The sequence below is a fragment of the Janthinobacterium sp. GW821-FHT03C08 genome (genome assembly GCF_059420905.1).
Map to the genome: position 1 here is coordinate 295,796 of NZ_JBWKUP010000004.1, position 20,696 is coordinate 316,491.

Consider the following 20,696-nt stretch of genomic DNA (forward strand, 5'->3'; position numbering starts at 1 on the left):
GTGCGTGCGTGCGTGCGTGCGCAAGCGCCGTTCCGGCCGGACCAATTCGCCTGGCGGCATGCCCCTGCCCGCAGGGAAACGGGGCGCCATGCCGCCCGACTGGTATTCACGGCGGGCGCCAGGCCATGCATCTGGCGCCGTGCGCAATGAAATGGCAAAGGCGCTGCGGATTAATAAAGGCAGGAATGGAAATAATGGCTGCGAATCGACATTAATAGTTTCTTTTAAAAAACAAACTATGCGTTTGATAGTTTCGCATGATTATGTAAATGATAATTTAAATATTATGTCGAGCTGATCAGTATGGGGCAGAAAAAAGAATGCCGGCATGACTATATGATTAATTTGAGGAATGTGTTGCTAAATATCAACGAGATAATTTAATTTCTTTATTGGAAATAAAAAAACCACGGTTGTCGTACGCTTGGACTGTTACGTGTTCATATAATCATGTCAATTAAATGTCATTTTTATATGTATCTGCAGCTTGCAGCGGTACTTTCTTAGCGGACAACATGATCAAAACACTACAGGAAACGGCAGGCCGTCTTGGCCGCCACGCAGCTTTGTCATGCGCCGGGTGCGCCAGCGGCAGCCTGGCGGCGATATTCCGCCGGGTTCGCTTACCCCGTTCTTCCAGGTCTGCCCTTGTCCCGCTGGCGCTCGCCGCCGCGCTGCTGGGCGCCGCCGCGCCTGCCGCCGCGCAGGTGCTGTGGGAAGATTACCGGGGCATTTCGCGGGTTCCCGCCAGCCCGGCCACGCCGAATTACGACAACAGCTTCAACGCCGGCAGCACGGCGCGGCTGGCCAGCCTGATGGGGCTGGCCGCCAATCCGGCCGTCAACGCGGCGCGCACGGGCACGTCGCCGCAGCTGGACTGGGCCAATGGCACGACGGCCAGTCCTGGCCAGTTATGCAACTTTGATACGCAGCAAACGTCGCCTGCCTGCCGCGCCTGGATCATGGGCCGCGTGATGTACACGCTGGTGGTCTTTCCCCAGGCGGGCAATTACAAATTCAGCGTTGCGCATGACGATGACGTGAAAGTCGATTTCTCCACCCAGTATTCGACCAATTACCGCAGCGCCGTGTATAACGTGGCCGTGGGCAGCGTGGCCGAATATTCGAATAATGAAACGGATTTCCAGAATCTGGCCGGCAATTTCAATAGCGCCACGCCGGGCGGCTGTTATCTGGCCCGCGTACTGTGGAATAACGTGGGGGGCATCAATTATCTGCACATGCGCTGGACGCGTCCCGACAATGTGACGGAAATCATCCCCGCCGCCCAGTTGCGCGACCCCAGCCTGGCCAGTTCCTATGCCAGTTGCACCAATGCCAAGACCGACCTGGCCGTCAGCAAGGCGGGACCGGCGACGTTTTCCGTCGGCAAGCCCTTGAGCTACACGCTGAAGGTGTGGAACCGCGGTCCCGCCGTCAGCGCGGGCGCCACCTTCAGCGACGTGCTGCCCGCCAGCCTGAGCAATGTCAGCTGGACCTGCGCCGCCAGCGGCGCCGCCTCGTGCGGCAGCACCAGCTCGGGGGCGGGCAGCAACAACGTCGCCCTCACCATGGGCACCTTGCCCCTGAACGCGGCCACCAGCGCGCCCACCAGCGGCGCCTACCTGACCCTCACCATCACGGCCACGCCGGGCGACGCGGCCAGCATCGTCAACACGGCCAGCGTCACCGTGTCGCCGAATGAAACGGATAGCGACCTGAGCAACAACAACAGCAGCACCACGGCCACCGTCACGACGCAGACCTTGAGCGTGATCAAGGCGCTGGCGCCGGCCAGCGACAGCGGCCTGTTCATCATGAATGCCAACGGCACGCCGGGCGCGCCGGGCGGCAATGGCGCCACGGCCAGCGCCGTGACGCGCGTGGGCAACCTGGTGACGTTCGCGGAAAGCGCGGGCGCGGGCAGCAGCCTGGCGCAGTACCAGAGCAGCTACAGCTGCGCGCGCACGGATACGGCCGCCGTCATCGCCAGCGGCGCGGGCACGGCGGGCAGCGTCACCATGCCCGACGCGCCCGTCACCTGCACCATCAGCAACCGCCGCCTACAGGCGGACATGCAGGCCGTCACCACGGTGCCGCCCGGCCCCTACAATGCCGGCGCCGCCATCACCGTCACGGGCGTGTGCACGAACAACGGCCCCGACAACGCGGCCGCGCCCACCTGCGTCATGAGCGGCTTGCCGGCCGGCACCACGGCCAGCTGCAGCGCGCCCGTCGCGCCCTTCATTCCCGGTTCGCGCATCAATTGCAGCGCCACCTTCAACCTGCCGGCCAGCGGCGGCCTGACGATCACCACCACGGCCGGCAGCACCACCCTGGACCCGGTGCCGGCGAACAATGTCGACAGCGACACCCTGGGCGTGGTCAGCCCGCGCGTGGGCGTGAGCAAGAGCGTCGACAAGACGGCCGCCACGGTGGGCGACACGGTGCAGTGGACCTTGACGGCCAGCAATACCGGCACGGGCGCCACGACGGCGGCCCTGACCCTGAGCGATACCTTGCCCGCCAGCCTGGCCGGCATCGTCGTCACGCCCACGGCGCCCGTCAGCTGCGCGCCCGTGGCCGGCAATACGCTCGTCTGCACGGTGCCGGCCGGCCTGGCGCCGGGCGCCAGCGCGCTGGTGGGCATCGCCGCCAGCCCCACGGCGGCGGGCAACTTCGTCAACGGCGTGGTGCCGTCGGGCGGCAATGGCGCCAGCTGCGCCACGCCGGCCGCCTGCCAGACCACCACCGTCGTCAGCAAGCCGCTGGTCGATGTCACCACCACCCTGAACGGCTTTCCCGGCACCTCGAACGCGGGCGACATCATCGGCGGCGTGGTGAGCTACGCCAACCTGGGACCGGGCACGGCCGAAGCCGTGACGTACAGCCTGCAGCTGGCCACGGGCCTGTCCGGCGTGTCCGTCACGGGTGCGAGCGGCAGCTATGACGCGGGCACGGGGCTCGTCGTGCTGACGGGCTTGCCCGTGACCCTGGCGCCAGGGCAGGGCTTTTCCTTCAACCTGGCCTACACGCAACCCGGATCGAATATTTCCGCCGTCACCAGCGTCATCGCCACGACGTCCACGGAAGTGGCGAACGACCACCCGAACCGGGCCATGGTGACGGTGCCGGGGCCGAACGTGCGCGTCACCAAGACGGCGAACAAGGCTACGGCCAACGTGGGCGAGGACATCATCTGGACGATTACGGCCAGCAACACCGGCAATATCGCCAACCAGGGCGCCGTGACCCTGGCCGACCTGCTGCCGCCGAACCTGGTGGTGACGAGCGTGGCGGCGGCGCCGGGCGTGACGTGCCCGCCGCTGGCGGCGTGGGTGGCGTCGAGCACGCAGACCTGCTCGGTGGCCGCCGGCCAGCTGGCCGCCCTGAACGGCAGCCGCACGGTCACCATCACGGCGCATGCCACGCAGGGCGGCGGCAGCCTGTCGAACCGGGTCATGCCCGGCGGGCCGGACAATCCGGCCTGCAGCGCGCCCAGCGCCTGCCAGACGACGAGCACCATCACCAGCCCGAAAGTGGCAGTGAAGAAAACCGTCGACCAGGCCAGCATCAATATCGGCGCCACCCTGAGCTGGAGCGTGACGGCCACCAACAGCGGCGACGGCGCCAGCACCGCGCCCGTCACCCTCACCGACACCTTGCCCGCCAACCTGCTGAACCTGAACGTGGCCGTGACGGGCGCCACCACCTGCACGGCGCCCGTGGGCAACCTCCTCACGTGCACCGTGCCGGCCGGCCTGGCCCCGAATGGCGGCGTGGCCGGCTTCACCGTCACGGGCCAGCCCGCGGCGGCGGGCACCTATGCCAACAGCGTCGTGCCGTCCGGCCCCGACAATCCCGCCTGCGCCACGCCCGGCGACTGCGCCACCACCAGCACGGTGACCAGCCCCAGCGTGGCCGTGACGAAGGGCGTCGACAAGGTCACCGTCAACCTTGGCGACAGCATCAGCTGGACCTTGCGCGTGCGCAACAGCGGCAGCGGCCCCACCACGGCCCCCGTCACGCTGACGGACAGCCTGCCGGCCAACGTGGGCGCGCTGCAGATCCTGCCCGTGGCGCCCGCCAGTTGCGGCGTGCCCGTCGGCACCACGCTCAGCTGTACCGTAGCGGCAGGCCTGGCCGCCGGCGCGGAAGCGAGCATCGTCGTGAAAGCCGTGGCGAACGCCGCCGGCACCGTGGCCAACAGCGTCGTGCCGTCCGGTCCCGACAATCCCGCCTGCGCCACCGCGGCGGCATGCCAGACCACCACCACGGTCACCCGCCCGAACGTGACGGTGAAGAAAACCGTCGACAAGGCCACGGTCAACGTGGGCGACACCATCACGTGGACCTTGACGGTGAACAATAGCGGCACGGGCGCCAGCACGGGCAGCGTGAGCCTGGCCGACACCTTGCCGGCAGGCCTGGCGAACGTGGTCGTCAGCGCCCAGGCACCGGCCACGTGCGCTCCCGTCGCCGGCACCGCGCTGGCGTGCAGCGTGCCGGCCGGCCTGGCCCCGGGCGCGTCGGCGAAGGTCGTCGTCAGCGCCACGGCGACGCTCGCCGGCGCGGCCGTCAACAGCCTCGTGCCCGGCGGCCCGGACAATCCCGCCTGCGTGCTGCCCGGCGATTGCGGCACCACCACGACGGTGGTCAAGCTGCTCGTCGACGTCACCACCACCCTGAACAATTTCCCTCCGAATACCCTGGCAGGCGACAGCATTTCCGGCACCGTCACGTATGCCAACGTGGGGCCCGGCCCCGCCGAAGGCGTGAGCTACACGCTGAAGCTGACGCCCGGCCTGGCCGGCGTCGTGCTCACGGGCGCCGCCGGCAGCTACGATGCCGGCAGCGGCGTGCTGACCCTCAGCGGTCTGCCGCTTACCCTGGCCAATGGCCAGAGCACCAGCTTCAATATCCGCTACACGCAGCCGGCCGACAACCTGTCCATGGTGACGTCGGGCATCGCCACCACTTCCGTGGAAGTGCCCAACGACTTGCCGAACACGGCCACGGCCACGGTGCCCGGCCCCATCATCCGCGTGACGAAGCTGGCCGACAAGATGACGGCCAACGTGGGCGAGACGGTGACGTGGACCATCACGGCCACCAACACGGGCAGCCTGGCCAACCTGGGCGTGGTGACCCTGACGGACATCCTGCCCGCCAACGTGCAGGTGCTGTCCGTCACGCCGGGCGCGGGCGTGACGTGTCCGCCGCTGTCCAGCTGGCTGGCCAGCAGCGCGCAGGCGTGCAGCATCGCCCCCGGCCAGCTGGCAGCCTTCACGGGCAGCCGCAGCATCACCATCAGCGCCACGGGCACGGCCGGTGGCAGCCTGGGCAATAAAGTGCTGCCGGGCGGTCCCGACAATCCTGCCTGCGCGCAGGCCGCGTCCTGCCAGACCACCACCACCATCCTCAGTCCCCAGGTGGCCGTGCGCAAGACCGTCGACAAGAGCAGCATCAATGTGGGCGATGCCCTGACGTGGACCATCGCCGTGGCCAACACGGGCACGGGCGCCACCCGCGGCGTCATCACCCTGAACGATACCCTGCCGGCCAACCTGACCATCTGGCAAGTGCTGCCCGCGGCGCCCGCCACTTGCGCGGTGCCGAACGGCACCCAGCTCAGTTGCTCGATTCCCGCCGGCATGGCGGCGGGCAGCGCCTTGAATATCGTCGTCAAGGGCGTGGCCAACGCGGCCGGCGCCTACGTCAACACGGTCGTGCCGAGCGGCCCGGACAACCCGGCCTGCCTGCAGGCGGGCGATTGCAGCACCACCAGCACGGCCGTCAAGCTGCTGGTCGACGTCACCACCACCCTGAACGGCTTCCCCGGCACCACGCATGCGGGCGACCTCATAGCCGGCACGGTGAATTTCAGCAATATCGGCCCCGGCGCGGCCGAAGGCGTGACGTACAGCCTGCAGCTGGCGCCCGGCCTGGCCGGCGTGAGCATCAGCGGCGTGACGGGCAGCTACAACGCAGGCTCGGGCCTCGTCACGCTGTCCGGCGTGCCCGCCACGCTGGCGCAAGGGCAGGGCTTCAGCTTCCAGCTGGGCTATGTCCAGCCGGCCAGCAACCTGTCGACGGTCGTCAGCCGCATCGCCACCACCTCGACGGAGGTGGCGAACGACCAGCCGAACGTGGCGACCGTCACCATGCCCGGCTCCATCATCCGCGTCAGCAAGACGGCCAGCAAGAGCGTGGCGAACGTGGGCGAGGAAATCATCTGGACGATTACGGCCAGCAACACGGGCAGCCTGGTCAACCAGGGCGCCGTGATCCTGACGGACTTGTTGCCAGCCAATATCGTCGTCACGGCCGTGACGCCCGACAGCGGCGTGACGTGCCCGCCGCTGGCCAGCTGGCTGGCGAACAGCCAGCAGAGCTGCAGCGTGGCCAGCGGCCAGTTGGCGGCAGGCAATGGCCAGCGCCAGATCGTGCTGACTGGCAAGGCCAGCGCCGGGGGCAGCCTGGCCAACCAGGTCATGCCCAGCGGCCCGGACAACCCCGCCTGCTTCCAGGCCAGCACTTGCCAGACCACGACGACCATCACCAGCCCGGCCCTGGCACTGAAGAAAAGCGTCGACAAGCTGGCCCTGAACATCGGCGACAGCCTGAGCTGGACGATTACCCTGGCAAACAGCGGCACGGGCGCCAGCACGGCCGTGGCCAGCGTGACCGATACCCTGCCGGCCGGCCTGGCCGACATCGCCGTCGCCCCGGCCGCGCCGACGACGTGCGCCCCGCTGGCGGGCAATGTGCTGACGTGCAGCGTGCCGGCCGGCCTGGCCGCCGGCGGCGCCGCCACGGTGCAGGTGACGGCGCGCGCCGTCGCCGCCGGCAGCCTCGTCAATGGCGCCAGCGCCAGCGGCACGGACAATCCCGTCTGCCTGCAGCCGGGCGACTGCAGCACCACCAGCACCGTCAGCTCGCCCTTGCTGCGTGCCAGCAAGACGGTCGACAGGACGGCGGCCAGCGTGGGTGACACGCTGACGTGGACCTTGACCTTGCGCAATACGGGCACGGGTCCCAGCACGGGCGTGGCCACCCTGAGCGACACGGTGCCGGCGGGCCTGGCGAATCTGCTGCTCACGCCGGTGGCGCCCGCCACGTGCGCCGTGCCGGTAGGCAATGTCGTGACGTGCAGCGTGCCGGCCGGCCTGGCCGCGGGCAGCGCCGCCAGCGTGAAGCTGAGCGCCACGGCCAGCGTCTCGGGCAGCCTGGTCAATACCCTGGTGCCGGGCGGAGCGGACAACCCCGTGTGCGCCGCTCCCGCCGATTGCCAGACCACCACCGTGGTGTCGAAACTGCTCGTCGACGTGACGACGACCCTGAACGGCTTCCCCGGCAGCAGCAATGCGGGCGATGCCGTGCGCGGCGTGGTGACGTTTGCCAACGTGGGTCCCGGCGTGGCCGAGAACGTCAGCTACAGCCTGCAGCTGGAAAGCGGGCTGGCGGGCGTCTCGCTGAGCGCCATCAGCGGCGCGCCCGGCATCAGCGGCGCCTACGACAGCGGCACGGGCCTGTTCGTGCTGAGCGGCTTGCCGGCCACCCTGATCAGCGGGCAGAGCGCCAGCTTCAACCTGTTCTACACGCAGCCGGCCAGCAACAGCTCGCGCATCGTCAGCCTGGTGGGCACCAGCTCCACGGAAATCGTCAATGACTTGCCGAACACGGCGACGACGAACCTGCCCGGCCCCGTGATCCGCGTCAGCAAGACGGTCGACAAGGTCAACGCGGCCGTGGGCGATCTCCTGACCTGGAGCATCACGGCCGTCAATACGGGCAACCTGGCGAACCAGCATCCCGTCGTCGTCAGCGACGTGCTGCCGTCCAACATCGTCATCCTCGGCGTGACGCCCGATGCGGGCGTGACGTGTCCGCCGGCGGCCAGCTGGGCGCCCAGCAGCGTGCAGGCGTGTACGATTGCGGCAGGTCAATTGGCCGCCGGCAATGGCAGCCGCAAGATCGTCGTCACGGGCCGCGGCAGCGTGGGCGGCAGCCTGGCCAACCGCGTGCTGGCCAGCGGCGGCGACAATCCCGCCTGCGAGACGGCCGGCGCCTGCCAGGCCACCACCACCCTCGTGGCGCCGCAGGTGACGGTGCACAAGAGCGTCGACAAGGCCACGGCCAGCGTGGACGACTTGCTGACCTGGACCATTACCGCCAGCAATACCGGCACGGGCGCGACCAGGTCGGCCATCGTGCTGACGGACAACCTGCCTGCCGGTGTCAGCGGTGTGCAGGTGCTGTCCACGCAACTGGCCACCTGCGCGCCCGTGGCGGGCAATATCGCCACCTGCAGCGTGTCGGCCGGCCTGGCGCCGGGCGGCCAGGCGCAGGTCGTGCTGCGCGCCACCGTGGCGGCGGCGGGCGTGTTGCAAAACACCGTGCTGCCCAGCGGCCCGGACAACCCCGTGTGCGTCCAGGCAAGCGACTGCAGCACGAGCACCACGGCCATCAAGCTGCTGGTGGACGTGACCACCACCTTGAACGGTTTCCCCGGCACCACCAATGCGGGCGACCAGGTCAATGGCATCGTGTCGTTCAGCAATGTCGGACCCGGCACGGCCGAGAACGTGACCTACAGCCTGAAGCTGGCGCAGGGCCTGGTGGGCGTGACCCTGAGCGGCGCGGCCGGCAGCTATGACGCCGTCAGCGGCATGCTGACGCTGCAGGGCCTGCCGTCCAGCCTGGCGGCCAACGAGGCGCACAGCTTCAGCCTGGCGTATATCCAGCCGGCCAGCAATGTCTCGACCATCGTCAGCATCATCGCCACCAGCTCGACGGAAGTGCAGTATGACTTGCCGAACACGGCCACGGTGACCATGCCCGGTCCCGTCATCCGCGTCAGCAAGACGGCCAACGTCGCCAACGCCAACGTGGGCGACAGCATCGTCTGGACCATCACGGCCGTCAACAGCGGCGGCGTGGCCAACCAGGGCATCGTGACCCTGGCCGACATCCTGCCGCCGAACCTGACGGTACTGGCCGTCAATGCGGACGCCGGCGTGACGTGTCCGCCCCTGGCCAGCTGGGTCGCCAACAGCGTGCAAAGCTGCAGTATTGCGGCAGGTCAATTGGCTGCCGGCACGGGCACGCGCAGCGTGCGCGTGACGGCCACGGGCACGGTGGAAGGCCGGCTGGCGAACCGTGTCATGCCGGGCGGGCCGGACAATCCCGCCTGCGCGCAGGCGAGCAGCTGCGAATCGGGCGTGGTCCTGACGGGCCCGAAAGTGGCCGTGAAGAAAATCGCCAACCGCGCGGCCGCCAATGTGGGCGACACGGTGGTGTGGACCATCACCGCCACCAACTCGGGCAGCGGCCCCACGCGGGCTGCCATTACCCTTGTCGATACCTTGCCGGCGGGCCTGGCGAACGTGGTGGTCACGCCCGTGCGCGCCACGTGCAGCCCCGTGGCCGGCAACGTGCTCACCTGCAGCGTGCCGGCCGGCCTGATCGGCAATGGCGGCGAAGCCACCGTGGAAGTGTCGGCCACCGTCACCCAGGCCGGCAGCGCGCGCAACAGCGTCGTGCCGTCCGGCCCCGATACGCCGCTGTGCCTGGCACCGGCCGATTGCCAGACCAGCACCAACGTCACCAGCCCCAGCGTGATGGTCAAAAAGGTGGCGGACAAGGCCAATGCCAGCATCGGCGACACCGTCAGCTGGACCATCACGGCCACCAACAGCGGCAGCGGCGCCACCACGGCGGCCATCGTCCTGAGGGATGACCTGGCCACCAGCCTGACGGACATCGCCGTCACGCCGGCGGCGCCCACCGTCTGCGCTCCCCTGGCGGCCAATAAACTGGTGTGCACGGTGCCGGCCGGCCTGGCGCCGAACGCCGTCGCTGCCGTCACCGTCAGCGCGAAAGTGGCGGCCAGCGGCACCCTGAGCAATACCATCGTGCCCACCGGCCCCGACCTGCCGCGCTGCGCGCAGGCGTCCGATTGCACGGCCGTCACGGAAGTGGCGAATCCGGCCATCGGCGCGGCGCTGGGCGTGGGCAAGGTGGCGCAGTTGTCCGCCAAGGTCTTCAACGTGCCGTACACGTTGGTGATCCGCAACGTGGGCAAGGGCACGGCATCGAACGTGCAGGCGCTCGACAGCCTGCGCGCCGCCTTCCCCGAACCCGTGGCGTGCCGCATCGTCACGCCGCCGGCCGCGCCGGCCATAGCCGGCAGCCGGCAGCTGGCCGTCAACCCGGGCTTTGCGGGCGGCTGCGGTGGCAGCGACCTGCGCCTGCTCAGCGGCGACGCGGCCCTGGCCGAAGGCGAACTGAGCGTCGTTACCTTCACCGTGCAGATCACCGTGGCCGACAGCAGCGCGCCGCTGTACAACAACAGCGTGTTCGCCAGCGCGCTGGGCGGCAATGTCGCCAATGGCGGCGGCAGCATCAGCGTGCCGCCCGCGCCCAGCGCCGGCGCCATCGCCGCCAACCCGGGCTACACGCCGCCGGCGGGCAGCCTCGTGTTTGACGCCTCCAACAATGGCGGCGCGTATGCGGGCGCCGTGGCGACGGCGGCGGAAGTGGCCGCGCTGGCGGAAAAGGTGGACCCCAACCATAACGGCAATGCGTCGGAAACCGTGGGCGGCGTGCCGTTCACGGGCGAAGACACGCCCACGCCCGTGGTCCTGCTGCGCCAGGTGGTCGATGTCATCAAGGCGGTGTCGGCCCAGCAGCAGGTCGATGCCAGCAAGTTCGAGATCAGCTACACGGTGCAGGCGGCCAACCGCTATCCGGCCGGCTACCCGACCTCGACCATGGTGCAGGTGGCGGAAAACCTGAAGGCCGTCTTCCCCACGGCCACCAGCGTCACCTTCAAGCCGGGCAGCCTGGCCGTCACGGCGCGGCCCGCCGGCGCCACGGCCTGCGTGGCGAACGGCGACTTCAACGGCATCACGGTGTTTGGCTTGCTGAACGGCAAGGGCGACTTGCTGCCGCAGGAAAGCTGCAACATCGTCTTCACGGTGCTGGTGGACTTCGGCAGCGTGGCGGCCATCCCCACCGTGCCGCAGCTGAACCAGGTATATGCCAGCACCCTGCTGGCCACGGACGGCGGCATGAATATCGGCCACAGCTACAGCGGTGGCGACGGCGGCAACACGCCGGTGGCACCCGTCAGTGTGCTGGCCCTGGCCAGCTCGTCCGACACCCTGCAGCTGCCGGCCACGCCGGGCGCCACGCCGCCCAGCTTTACGCCCGTGGTGTTCAACACGAAGGACAAGCCGATGTTGTTGATCAGCAAGAGCGTCAACAAGACGCAGGCCGAGATCGGCGACAGCCTGCAGTACACAATCGAGGTGAAGAACACGGGCGTGGCGACGGCGTTCGGCGTCAGCGTGCTCGATAAACTGCCGGCCGGCTTCCGCTACATCGACGGCACCACCACGCGCAACAACGTGGTGCAGCCCGACCCCATCGGCAAGCCGGGTCCCCACCTGAGCTTCAAGCTGGAATCGCTGGCGCCGAATGCCAGCGTCAGCTTCCGCTACCGCCTGCGCGTGGGCGTGGGCGCGCTGCAGGGCGACGGCGTCAACCGCGCCCAGGCCAGCACCACGAGCGGGCCGCCGTCGAACGAGGCGCGCGTGAAGGTGAAGGTGACGGGCGGCGTGTTCACGACGGATGCCTGCCTCGCCGGCAAGGTATTTGTCGACTGCAACAACAACCACGTGCAGGACGAGGAGGAGCTGGGCATCCCCGGCGTGCGCCTGTACATGGAGGATGGCACCAACTTCACCACCGACGTGGAAGGCAAGTACAGCTATTGCGGCATCACGCCGAACAGCCACGTCATCAAGGTCGATGCTTCCACCTTGCCACGGGCCAGCCGCATGATGGAAGCGTCGAACCGCAACCTGGGCGATCCGCACAGCCTGTTCCTCGACACCAAGAACGGCGAGCTGCTGCGCGCCGACTTCATCGAGGGCTCGTGCTCGAACCCCGTTCTGGAGCAAGTCAAGGCGCGCCGCGCGCAGGGCGAAGTGCGCAGCGTGGAAAGGGAGGGCAGGGCGGGACCGGGCCTGAGCTTCGGCAGCCAGCCCGCCGGCGCGCCGGCCCAGGCGACGGACAGCGCCAACCAGTCTGTCGTGGCGCCCCGCGTGCCAGCCAAGGCGCCAGCCGCGGGAGGCAGCCATGCGCAATAAACCTCTGTCCAGTCACCTGCCGCCCGCCACTGCCGTCAAAGAGAAACAGGCCATGAAGAAACATCCTCCCGCGCCACGGCGCATGGCCGCCGTGCTGGCGCTGCTGGTCTTCCCGCTGGCTGGCCAGGCGCAGCTGCCCCTGCCGGACAGCGCCGCCGGTCCCGGCGTGGTGGCGCCCGTCTTTTTCCCGGGCAAAGTGGGCGCCGCCGACTACGCCATCAACCGTGGCGTGGCGCGCATCGCCGTCGAGACGGACCGCAGCGACGTGCCGGCCGATGGCCAGAGTCCCGTCCAGGTGACGGTAAAACTGTACGATGAGCAGGGCCAGCCCCTGGCGGGCACGGCGTTATTGACCGTCGAGGCCAGCGGCGGGCGCATTCTGCTGCCCGGCGCCCGCACCGATGAGCTGGGCCCGGAACGGCGCGACGCCGACAAGGTCACGCCCGGCACCCAGCTGGCGGTGGAAAACGGCGAAGCGAGCTTCAGCCTGCTGGCCCCGGCCACGCCGCAGGACGTGCTGCTGCGCGTGTCGGCCGGCAACGTGGCGGCCCAGGGCACGATCAGCTTCCTGCCGGAACTGCGCGACATGCTGGCCGTCGGCTTGATCGACGGCATCATCAGCAAGCGCAGCCTGTCGAGCAGCGACATTGCGCCGTCGCGCTTCAACGACGGATTCGAGCGCGACATCCAGCGCTGGAGCCGGGCCTTCAACAATGGCAAGGCCAACGTGGCGGGCCGGGCGGCGATGTTTTTGAAAGGCACCATCCGCGGCGATGCCCTGCTGACGGCCGCCTACGATTCCGACAAGGATACGCGCGCGCGCCTCTTGCGCGACGTCAACCCGGAAGAGTTCTATCCCGTCTACGGCGACAGTTCCGTGCGCAACTTCGATGCCCGCTCCAGCGACCGTTTATATGTGCGCATCGACCAGCAGAAAAGCTATGTGCTGTACGGCGACTTTGCCACGGGCGACGGCTTCAGCCAGATGACGGGCGGCGGCGCCGTGGCCAACTTGCAGCAGAGAAAACTGGGCCAGTACAACCGCACGGCGACGGGCGGGCGGGGTCACTACGAACAGGACGGCATCGTCGCCAATGCCTTCGCCATCAACGACAGCCTGAAACAGGTGGTGGAAGAGTACCGGGCGAATGGCACCTCGGGGCCGTTTGCCGTGCGCAACAACGACGCCATCGAAAACTCGGAAAAGATCGAGATCGTCGTGCGCGACAAGAACCAGAACGGCAATATCGTGCAGGTGACGCAATTGCGGCGCTTCGAGGATTACAGCTTCGAACCGTTCAGCGGGCGCATCCTGTTCAAGCAGGCGATCCCCGCGCTGACGCCGAATGGCGACCCGCAATCGATACGCATCAGTTATGAGGTAGATCAAGGCGGCGAGAAATTCTGGACCCTGGGCGTGGATGGGCAAGTGCAGCTAAGCAAGATGGTCTCGCTGGGCGGCGCGGCCGTGGAAGACAAGAATCCCCTGTCGCCGTACAAGCTGCACAGTGTCAACGCGGGCGTGCGCCTGGGCGAGCACGGCCTGCTGGTGATGGAGGTGGCGCGCACTACGTCCACCAGCTACAGCGCGGGCGGCAACATCTACACGACGCCGTCGGGCCAGGCGGGCGAGCTGCGCGATGAAGTGAGCGGCAACGCAGCGCGGGTCGAACTGCAGCACAAGGACGACAGGCTGGACGCGAAAGCCTTTTGGAGCCGCTCGGACCGCGATTTCAACAACACGGCGGCCGGCATCACGGGCGGACGGGGCGAGGCGGGGCTGAAGGCGGGCTACAAGCTGACCCCGGCCGTCACCGTGTATGGCGAGGCCATCCGCAGCGACGAGCGCAGCACGGATGCGCGGCGCGAGGCGGCTCGCCTGGGCGTGGCGTGGAACGCCAGCGAGCGCTGGCTGCTCGACGTGTCCGTCCAGCACATGAAGGAGTCGGGCGGCATGCCGTCCACGGCCGGCATCGCGCCGAATACCTCGCCGCTGGGCACGGGCCTCAATCCCACGGGCGGTTTTTTTGGCAACGGCACGGCGAACACGGCCATCGATCCCGTGACGGGCGGCAGCATCACCACGTTTGCGCCCGTCAACCCGGGCGTGGGCACGGGCACGACGGTGCCGCTGGACGCCACCACCGTGCGCCTGGGCGCCCAGTACAAGGCGACGGAGCGCTGGACCCTGAACGGCGACGTGGAAAAAAGCATCGCCGACGCGGACCAGCACCGCTACGGCCTGGGCGCGCAATACCAGCTGGCCGAACGCAGCCGGCTGTACGCGCGCTATGAAAACCAGACGGGCCTGGCTTCCGCGTATTCGCTCAATCCGGCCGACCGCAGCACCAGTTTCGTGGCGGGCGCCGATACGGGCTACATGCCGGGCGGTACCGTGTTCGGCGAGTACCGCATGCGCGACGCCATCGATTACAGCCTGAGCAACCAGCGCGACCTGCAGCTGGCGTCCGGCCTGCGCAACACGTGGAATCTGGGCGAGGGCCTGGCGGCGAACACGCATGTCGAATACCTGAAAGTCATGAACGGCCAGCAGCAGCAAGCCGTGGCCGTGGCGGCCGGCTTCGATTATTCCGCCAATCCCCTGTGGCGCGGCTCCGTCAAGCTGGAATACCGGCGCCTGTTCGACAGCGAGATCGCGCCGGGCAACCAGCGCCAGGACCAGTGGCTCAATACCCTCGCCTGGGCGCGCAAGCTGAGCCGCGACTGGACCTTGCTCGCGCGCAATTACCTGCTGTACACGCGCAACCATGACGACGCCAGCGGCGCGCCGCTGGGCAATGTGCTGCAGGACCGGGCGCAACTGGGCTTTGCCTGGCGTCCCGTGGACGACAACCGTTACAACGGCCTGGCCCGCTACGAGTACAAGACGGTGCGCGACCAGTCGCAAATCGATGGCGACAATTACCGCGCGCACATCGTCTCCACCCACCTCGACTACCACCCCAGCCGTCCCTGGTGGTTCACGGGCAGGATCGCCGCCAAGCACAACAACGACAAGAACTTGCCTGCCGGACAGGAAAAATACACGGCGTGGCTGTTTTCCGGGCGCACCGTGTATGACGTCAGCAAGAACTGGGACATCGGCGTGCTGGCGGCCGTGATGGGCAGCCCGCAAGGGGGCAGCCGCCAGTGGGCCAACGGCGTGGAAGTGGGCTACCTGCTGGCGCAGAACCTGTGGCTGTCGGCCGGCCACAACTGGTCGGGCTTTTCCGACCGGGACCTGACGGGCGCCGACTACACGGCGCGCGGCCCCTACCTGCGCCTGCGCTTCAAGTTCGATGAAAACCTGTTCAAAGGCAAAGACGCCACCATCAACCGTACCCTGGCCCGGCCATGAAAACTACCATGACACCCAAAATGACACCGACGAAGAACCCGATGATGACACTGCTGCCGCTCGCCGGCCTGCTGGCCATGGGCCTGGCCCAGGCCGCCACGCCCACCTTGCCGGCGGCGCCGCTGGCCATGCCCGAGCTGCGCATCAGCGACCGCGCCGTCTCCGCCGACCAGCAAGCCTACCGGCTGCTGCAGGAGCGCATCAAAAAGCTCAACGATGGCGGCGTGCGCGTGGGCGATTACTACCTGTCGAAGGCGCAATGCTGGCTCGACGTGTCCTTCCACGAATACACGCGCAACGACCGCTCCGCCTTTCCCTTGCAAGCCTTGCAGGAATCGGCGAAGATCGTCGCCGCGCTGGAAGACGGCAGCGAACCCAATCCCGGCGACGCCACGCCGCTGGTGAACGACGCGACGCGCTTGCGCGAGGACCTGTGGGACGGCTTCGGCAAGCTGCGCGCCTCGCCCGGCTTTGCCTGCGCGGCGCAGCAAGTGGCCTGCGGCGAAGTGGAACTGGTGCATGCGGGTAATGAATACAGGCAGCAGGGCTGGCGCCATGCGAATCCGTACGTGCAACTGGCCGAGGATGCGCAGGCAGCCGCCCAGTCCGCCGCCACTGCGTGTCCGGCCAGGCAGCCCAAGCCGGAACCGCAGCCGGAAATCCTGCCGCCGCGCATCGAGCATGAGCGCATCACCCTGGACATGGATGCCCTGTTCCATTTCGATAAGTCCGGCCCCGCCGACGTCTTGCCGCAGGGTCTGGAAAAGCTCCGCGACCTGGCGGCGCGCCTGAAGCAGGGTTACGTGCAGATCGATACCTTGTCCGTGACGGGCCACACGGACCGCCTGGGCACGGACCGCTACAACCAGGCCCTGTCCGAGCAGCGGGCATTGACGATCAAGCAATTGCTGCGCGAGCAAGGCATCGCCAATGTCATCAGCGCCTACGGCAAGGGCAAGGCCGACCCCGTCGTCGCCTGCGAGCAGGTGGCGCCGCGCGCGGCCCTGATCGCCTGCCTGCAGCCGAACCGCCGCGTGGAGATCGAATTGACGGGTGTCAAGCGTTCTGTGAAGGAAGGCAGCACACCTTAGCGCTACGTCATGGGGCGGTCATATGGCGCTGCTATGATGCTCTTGTTGGCACACAGCATGCATTGCGTACATCACTACGCTCCGGGAGCGATAGGATGCAGGCATGACTCAACAGCTTAGCCGGTGAGCTCAACCATCGGCACCAGACACGGTAAACTTGTTGTGATAGCAATCAAGGCGGGGCAGGGAAGGGGAAAAACGGAAGCAGGGCGGAAATGGGGCGGGGATTTAATGAAGTCCTAAGCCTGCCGCGGGGAAGGGCTGGCATAGTGGCTACATGGCGCACGGAAAACCCCGGGCCCAAGGTTGCCGGACACCTCAATGACCGGCACGATTTCCGCTTGACCCGTATTTCCCAGTTTATCCCTGCGCTCTGAAACAGCGTTTCAACCGGCTGCCGCGACGAGCGAAGCCGGTTTTTTTTTGCCTGTCCCGCTCGCCGCTTCCCGGCGCCGCGGCGCCGGGAATCCCGTTTAACCCGTCTGTTTCGCCAGCCACGCATCGATGGCCGGCAGCCGCTCGGCGCGCAGCTTGATGCGGTAGCCGATGCCGGCCACGGCGCTGTCGGCGTCGCCGCGCGCGCTGTCGGGCAGGTTGGCCTGCGCGTAGGCCTGCAGCTTGGCGATCATCTGCGGTTGCGCCGAGGCGGCGGCCAGGCGCGGGAAGTAGCGGCTGCGCGAGCTGGCGTCGATGCGCGCATTGACCTGGTCCAGGTGCGCCAGCGCGAAGTCGAAGGCCAGTTCCGGATGCGTGCGCGCCACGCGCGAAATCATGGCGGGGCTGTTGGTCACGCCCGGTTCATCCGTCAGCGCCAGGGCCAGGGCGCGCTGCGCCAGGGCGACGTCGTCGCTGGCGGCCAGCAGGTCGTACAGCTGGTTCTTGACCAGCGGCGTCTTTTCCGCGCGCGCGCGGGCGTGCAGCTGCTCCCAGGTGGCGGCGTCCGCGTGCTGCGCCACGACGCCGAGGATGGCGCGGCGCAGCGGCGCCGGCATGGCGGCCTGCTCGCCGGCCTGTTCGCTGGCCGCATAGCGGCGGCGCGCCTCGGCCAGCACGCCCGCTTCGCCCATGTCGCCGAGGATGGCGATCAGCTGCCCGCGCAGGGTGGCCACGCTGGACGCCTCGCCGGGCCGCGCTTCCCAGCCCGTCTGCGCCATCATGGGCGCCAGGCGCGCGATGGCGTAGCGGCCGAACGCTTGCTGGCGCGCCTTGGCCTGCGCGTCGTCGCCCGCATACTGTTCGTACAGGCCGTTCAGGATGGCGGCCACCTTGCCCAGCACCTGCGGGTCGGCCGACAGCGGCGTCGCCTTCACGAGGTCCAGGAAGCCGGCCGGGTCCTGCAGGCCCGCCATGCCCAGCGACTGGCTGTCCGACAGCAGGCCCAGCTGGTCGATGGGCGCCAGCCGCGCGAAGCTGGCCGCCAGCGCGCGCGCGTTCGATGGCGCATACAGGGTGCGGTAGTAGCCGCTCTGGCCCGCGTTCACCAGCAGGGTGCCGCAGCCGGGCACGTTCAGGGTGGCCTTGCCATTCTTCACCAGTACCCTTGCCTGCCTGCTGCTGCCGAGCGTCGTGGCGATCACGGGCACCTTCCACGACAGCGGCTGCTTGTCCGCCTGGTCCTTGGAAAATTCGCCCTGCGTCAGGGTCACGCGCGTCGTGCCTTTGCGGCACACGGCTTCGCCCACGCGGATCATCGGCACGCCAGGCTGCAGGGTGAAGTCATGCGCGATGGCGCTGACGGGCTTGCCGGCGGCCGCGTCGACTTCGCGCCACAGGTCGTCGGACACCGTATTGCCATACGCATGCTTGCGCATGTAGCTGCGCACGGCCGTGCGCCACGTGTCGGCGCCCACGTAGGCTTCGAGCATGCTGATCACGGCCTTGCCCTTTTGATAGGTGATGCCGTCGAAGGCCTGGCTGGCCTGTTCCACGGTGGCGATGCGCTGGATCACGGGGTGCGTGGTGCGCAGCGCATCCTGGGCCATGGCCGCCTCGCGCCCGGCCACGTCCGCCAGGGCCGTGTTCCACTCCGGGTGCAAGCGCTGCGTGGTGCGGCCTTCCATCCACGAGGCGAAGCCTTCGTTGAGCCACAGGTCGTCCCACCAGCGCATGGTGACCAGGTCGCCGAACCACTGGTGCGCCATTTCATGCGACAGGGTGGTGTAGATGTTTTCCTTGTCGGCCTGGGTGGAGATGGCCGGGTCGAGCAGCAGGCCGTATTCGAAGGTGAACACGGCGCCCCAGTTTTCCATGGCGCCGAAGAACTGGCTGCGGCCCGGCGCGGCGATGTTGTCGAGCTTGGGCAGCGGGTAGCGCACGCCGAAATAGTCGTTATATTCGCGTAGCAGGGCGCTTGACTCGTCCAGCGCGAAGCGGCTTTGCGCCAGCGCGCCGCGCTTGGTGATGACGCCGATCTGCGTGCCGTCGGCCATCTTTGTCGCCCGCTCGAAGTCGCCCAGGCCGAAGAACAGCAGGTAGGTCGACATGCGCGGCGTGGTGGCGAAATACACGTGCTTCTTGCCATTGCCCAGCTCTTCGCTGCGGACGATGGGCATGTTGCCGACGGCCATCTGGCCGCTCGGCACGACCACGTCGAGCGCGAAGGTGGCCTTGTAGTCCGGTTCGTCCCACGACGGCAGCACGCTGCGCGCATCCGAGTTCTCGAACTGCGTGTACAGGGCGCGCTGGCGGCCTTCGGGCGTGTCGTAGTCGAGCGAAAACAGGCCCGTCGCCTGCGTGCCGATCTTGCCGCTGTAATCGATGCGCAGCAGGTACTCGCCCCTGGCCACGGGCTCGGCGAAATGCAGGGTGGCCGTCTGCCTGTCCGCATCGAAGTCGATCTTGCGCGTCACCTGCTTGCTGCCGCCCGCGCCTTCGATGGCGGCGGCGCCGAACGTCAGGTTCAAGGCGTTGAAGGTGATGCTGGAGGTCGGCGCGTCGACGGCGACCTTGATGGCGGCGGCGCCCTGGAAGGTGGCGGCGGCGGCATCGGGCGTGATCGACACGATGTAGTGCAGGGGCGTGACGCCGCGCGGCAGCTGCGTGGTGGTGCCGGGCGCATGGCTGGCCGAGACGTACCTGGCGGCGGGAGCGGCGTTGTCCGCATGGGCTGCGGTGAGGGAAGCCAGTGCCAGGACGGCGGCGGCCAGCTGGCTGCGCCGGAAGCGGGGAGTCGGTGTGCGATGCATGGTATGCCCTTGGTTCATGGATAAAACGCCCGCCAGCCGGATAGGCTGCGGGCGTTGATGACGTGTGGGGGACATCGCTGGAACTGGCGGCCAGCGTTCCCGTCCAGCAATCTAAGGCGAAACGGGTGCAAAGTCAACGCGCCAGGGGCGCCGCACCATGCCGGTGCGCTGGTATGATGGACGCCTGACCGTACCGCCATAGGCCAGTCCCGCAGCGGATTGGCTGCCACCATAACGAGACGAGACCCAAGCACATGAAATTGACTATCAGCCCCCGCACGCCCAATCCGCGCCGCGTCACCATGTTCATCGCCGAGAAGGGTATCACCGGCATCGAGGAAGTGCCACTCGACCTGATGGCGGGCCAGCACCGCGACCCCGCCTTCCTGGCAAAAAACCCGCTGGGCCGCGTGCCCGTGCTGGAACTGGATGACGGGCGCGTGCTGACCGAGACGCGCGCCATCTGCACCTACCTGGAAGGCTTGCAGCCGCAGCCCAACCTGATGGGCGAAGGCTTCGAGGAGCGCGCCTTTATCGAAATGGCCGACCGCAGGGTGGAGCTGCACCTATTCAGCGCCGCCGCCAACTGGGTGCGCCATGGCCATCCGGCCCTGGTGGCGCTGGAAAACCCGCAGTTTCCCGACTTCGCCCTGGCGCAGGCGGGTAAGCTGCGCGAGACGGCGCAGTGGCTCGACCAGGTGCTGGCGGGCCAGCCCTACGTCGCCGGCGAGCGTTTTACGATTGCCGACATCACGGCCTTCTGCGCGCTGGAATTTGCGCGCGGCCTGATGAAATACCGTCCCGGCGCGGAAGGCCTGTCCAACCTGCAGGCTTACCGCGACCGCATCGCCGAACGCCCCAGCGCGCAAACGAAGTAAGCTCCCAAAAAAAACGCCTGCGCCGG

The 20,696-nt window shown here is 68.0% G+C and carries 5 protein-coding genes; 4 read left to right on the top strand and 1 reads right to left on the bottom strand.

Annotation, left to right across the window (positions count from 1 at the left end; all coding sequences use genetic code 11):
- Positions 1–515 precede the first annotated feature (515 nt).
- From AC07VL_RS07685 to AC07VL_RS07695, 3 genes are read left to right on the top strand one after another with little or no spacing between them, the layout of a single operon-like run.
- The gene (locus AC07VL_RS07685; protein ID WP_494805306.1) at positions 516–12,158 is read left to right on the top strand and encodes a hypothetical protein; all 11,643 of its coding nucleotides are present in this window, start codon (positions 516–518) and stop codon (positions 12,156–12,158) included.
- Complete coding sequence (locus AC07VL_RS07690) at positions 12,148–15,516, top strand: hypothetical protein (protein ID WP_494805307.1); 3,369 nt, start codon at positions 12,148–12,150, stop codon at positions 15,514–15,516. The genes AC07VL_RS07685 and AC07VL_RS07690 overlap by 11 nt, the downstream gene beginning before the upstream one ends.
- An 8-nt stretch (positions 15,517–15,524) precedes the next feature.
- The gene (locus AC07VL_RS07695) at positions 15,525–16,607 is read left to right on the top strand and encodes an OmpA family protein (protein WP_494805308.1); all 1,083 of its coding nucleotides are present in this window, start codon (positions 15,525–15,527) and stop codon (positions 16,605–16,607) included.
- Positions 16,608–17,080: 473 nt separating this feature from the next.
- Here AC07VL_RS07695 and AC07VL_RS07700 read toward each other — a convergent pair whose 3' ends face one another.
- Positions 17,081–19,792, bottom strand: a complete 2,712-nt coding sequence (locus AC07VL_RS07700) for a M1 family metallopeptidase (RefSeq protein WP_494805309.1) — start codon at positions 19,790–19,792, stop codon at positions 17,081–17,083.
- 254 nt (positions 19,793–20,046) lie between these two features.
- Here AC07VL_RS07700 and AC07VL_RS07705 point away from each other — a divergent pair, with 254 nt between their 5' ends.
- A complete protein-coding gene (locus AC07VL_RS07705) occupies positions 20,047–20,670 on the top strand; it encodes a glutathione S-transferase family protein (protein WP_494805310.1) in 624 nt (207 codons plus the stop codon).
- Positions 20,671–20,696: the final 26 nt, after the last annotated feature.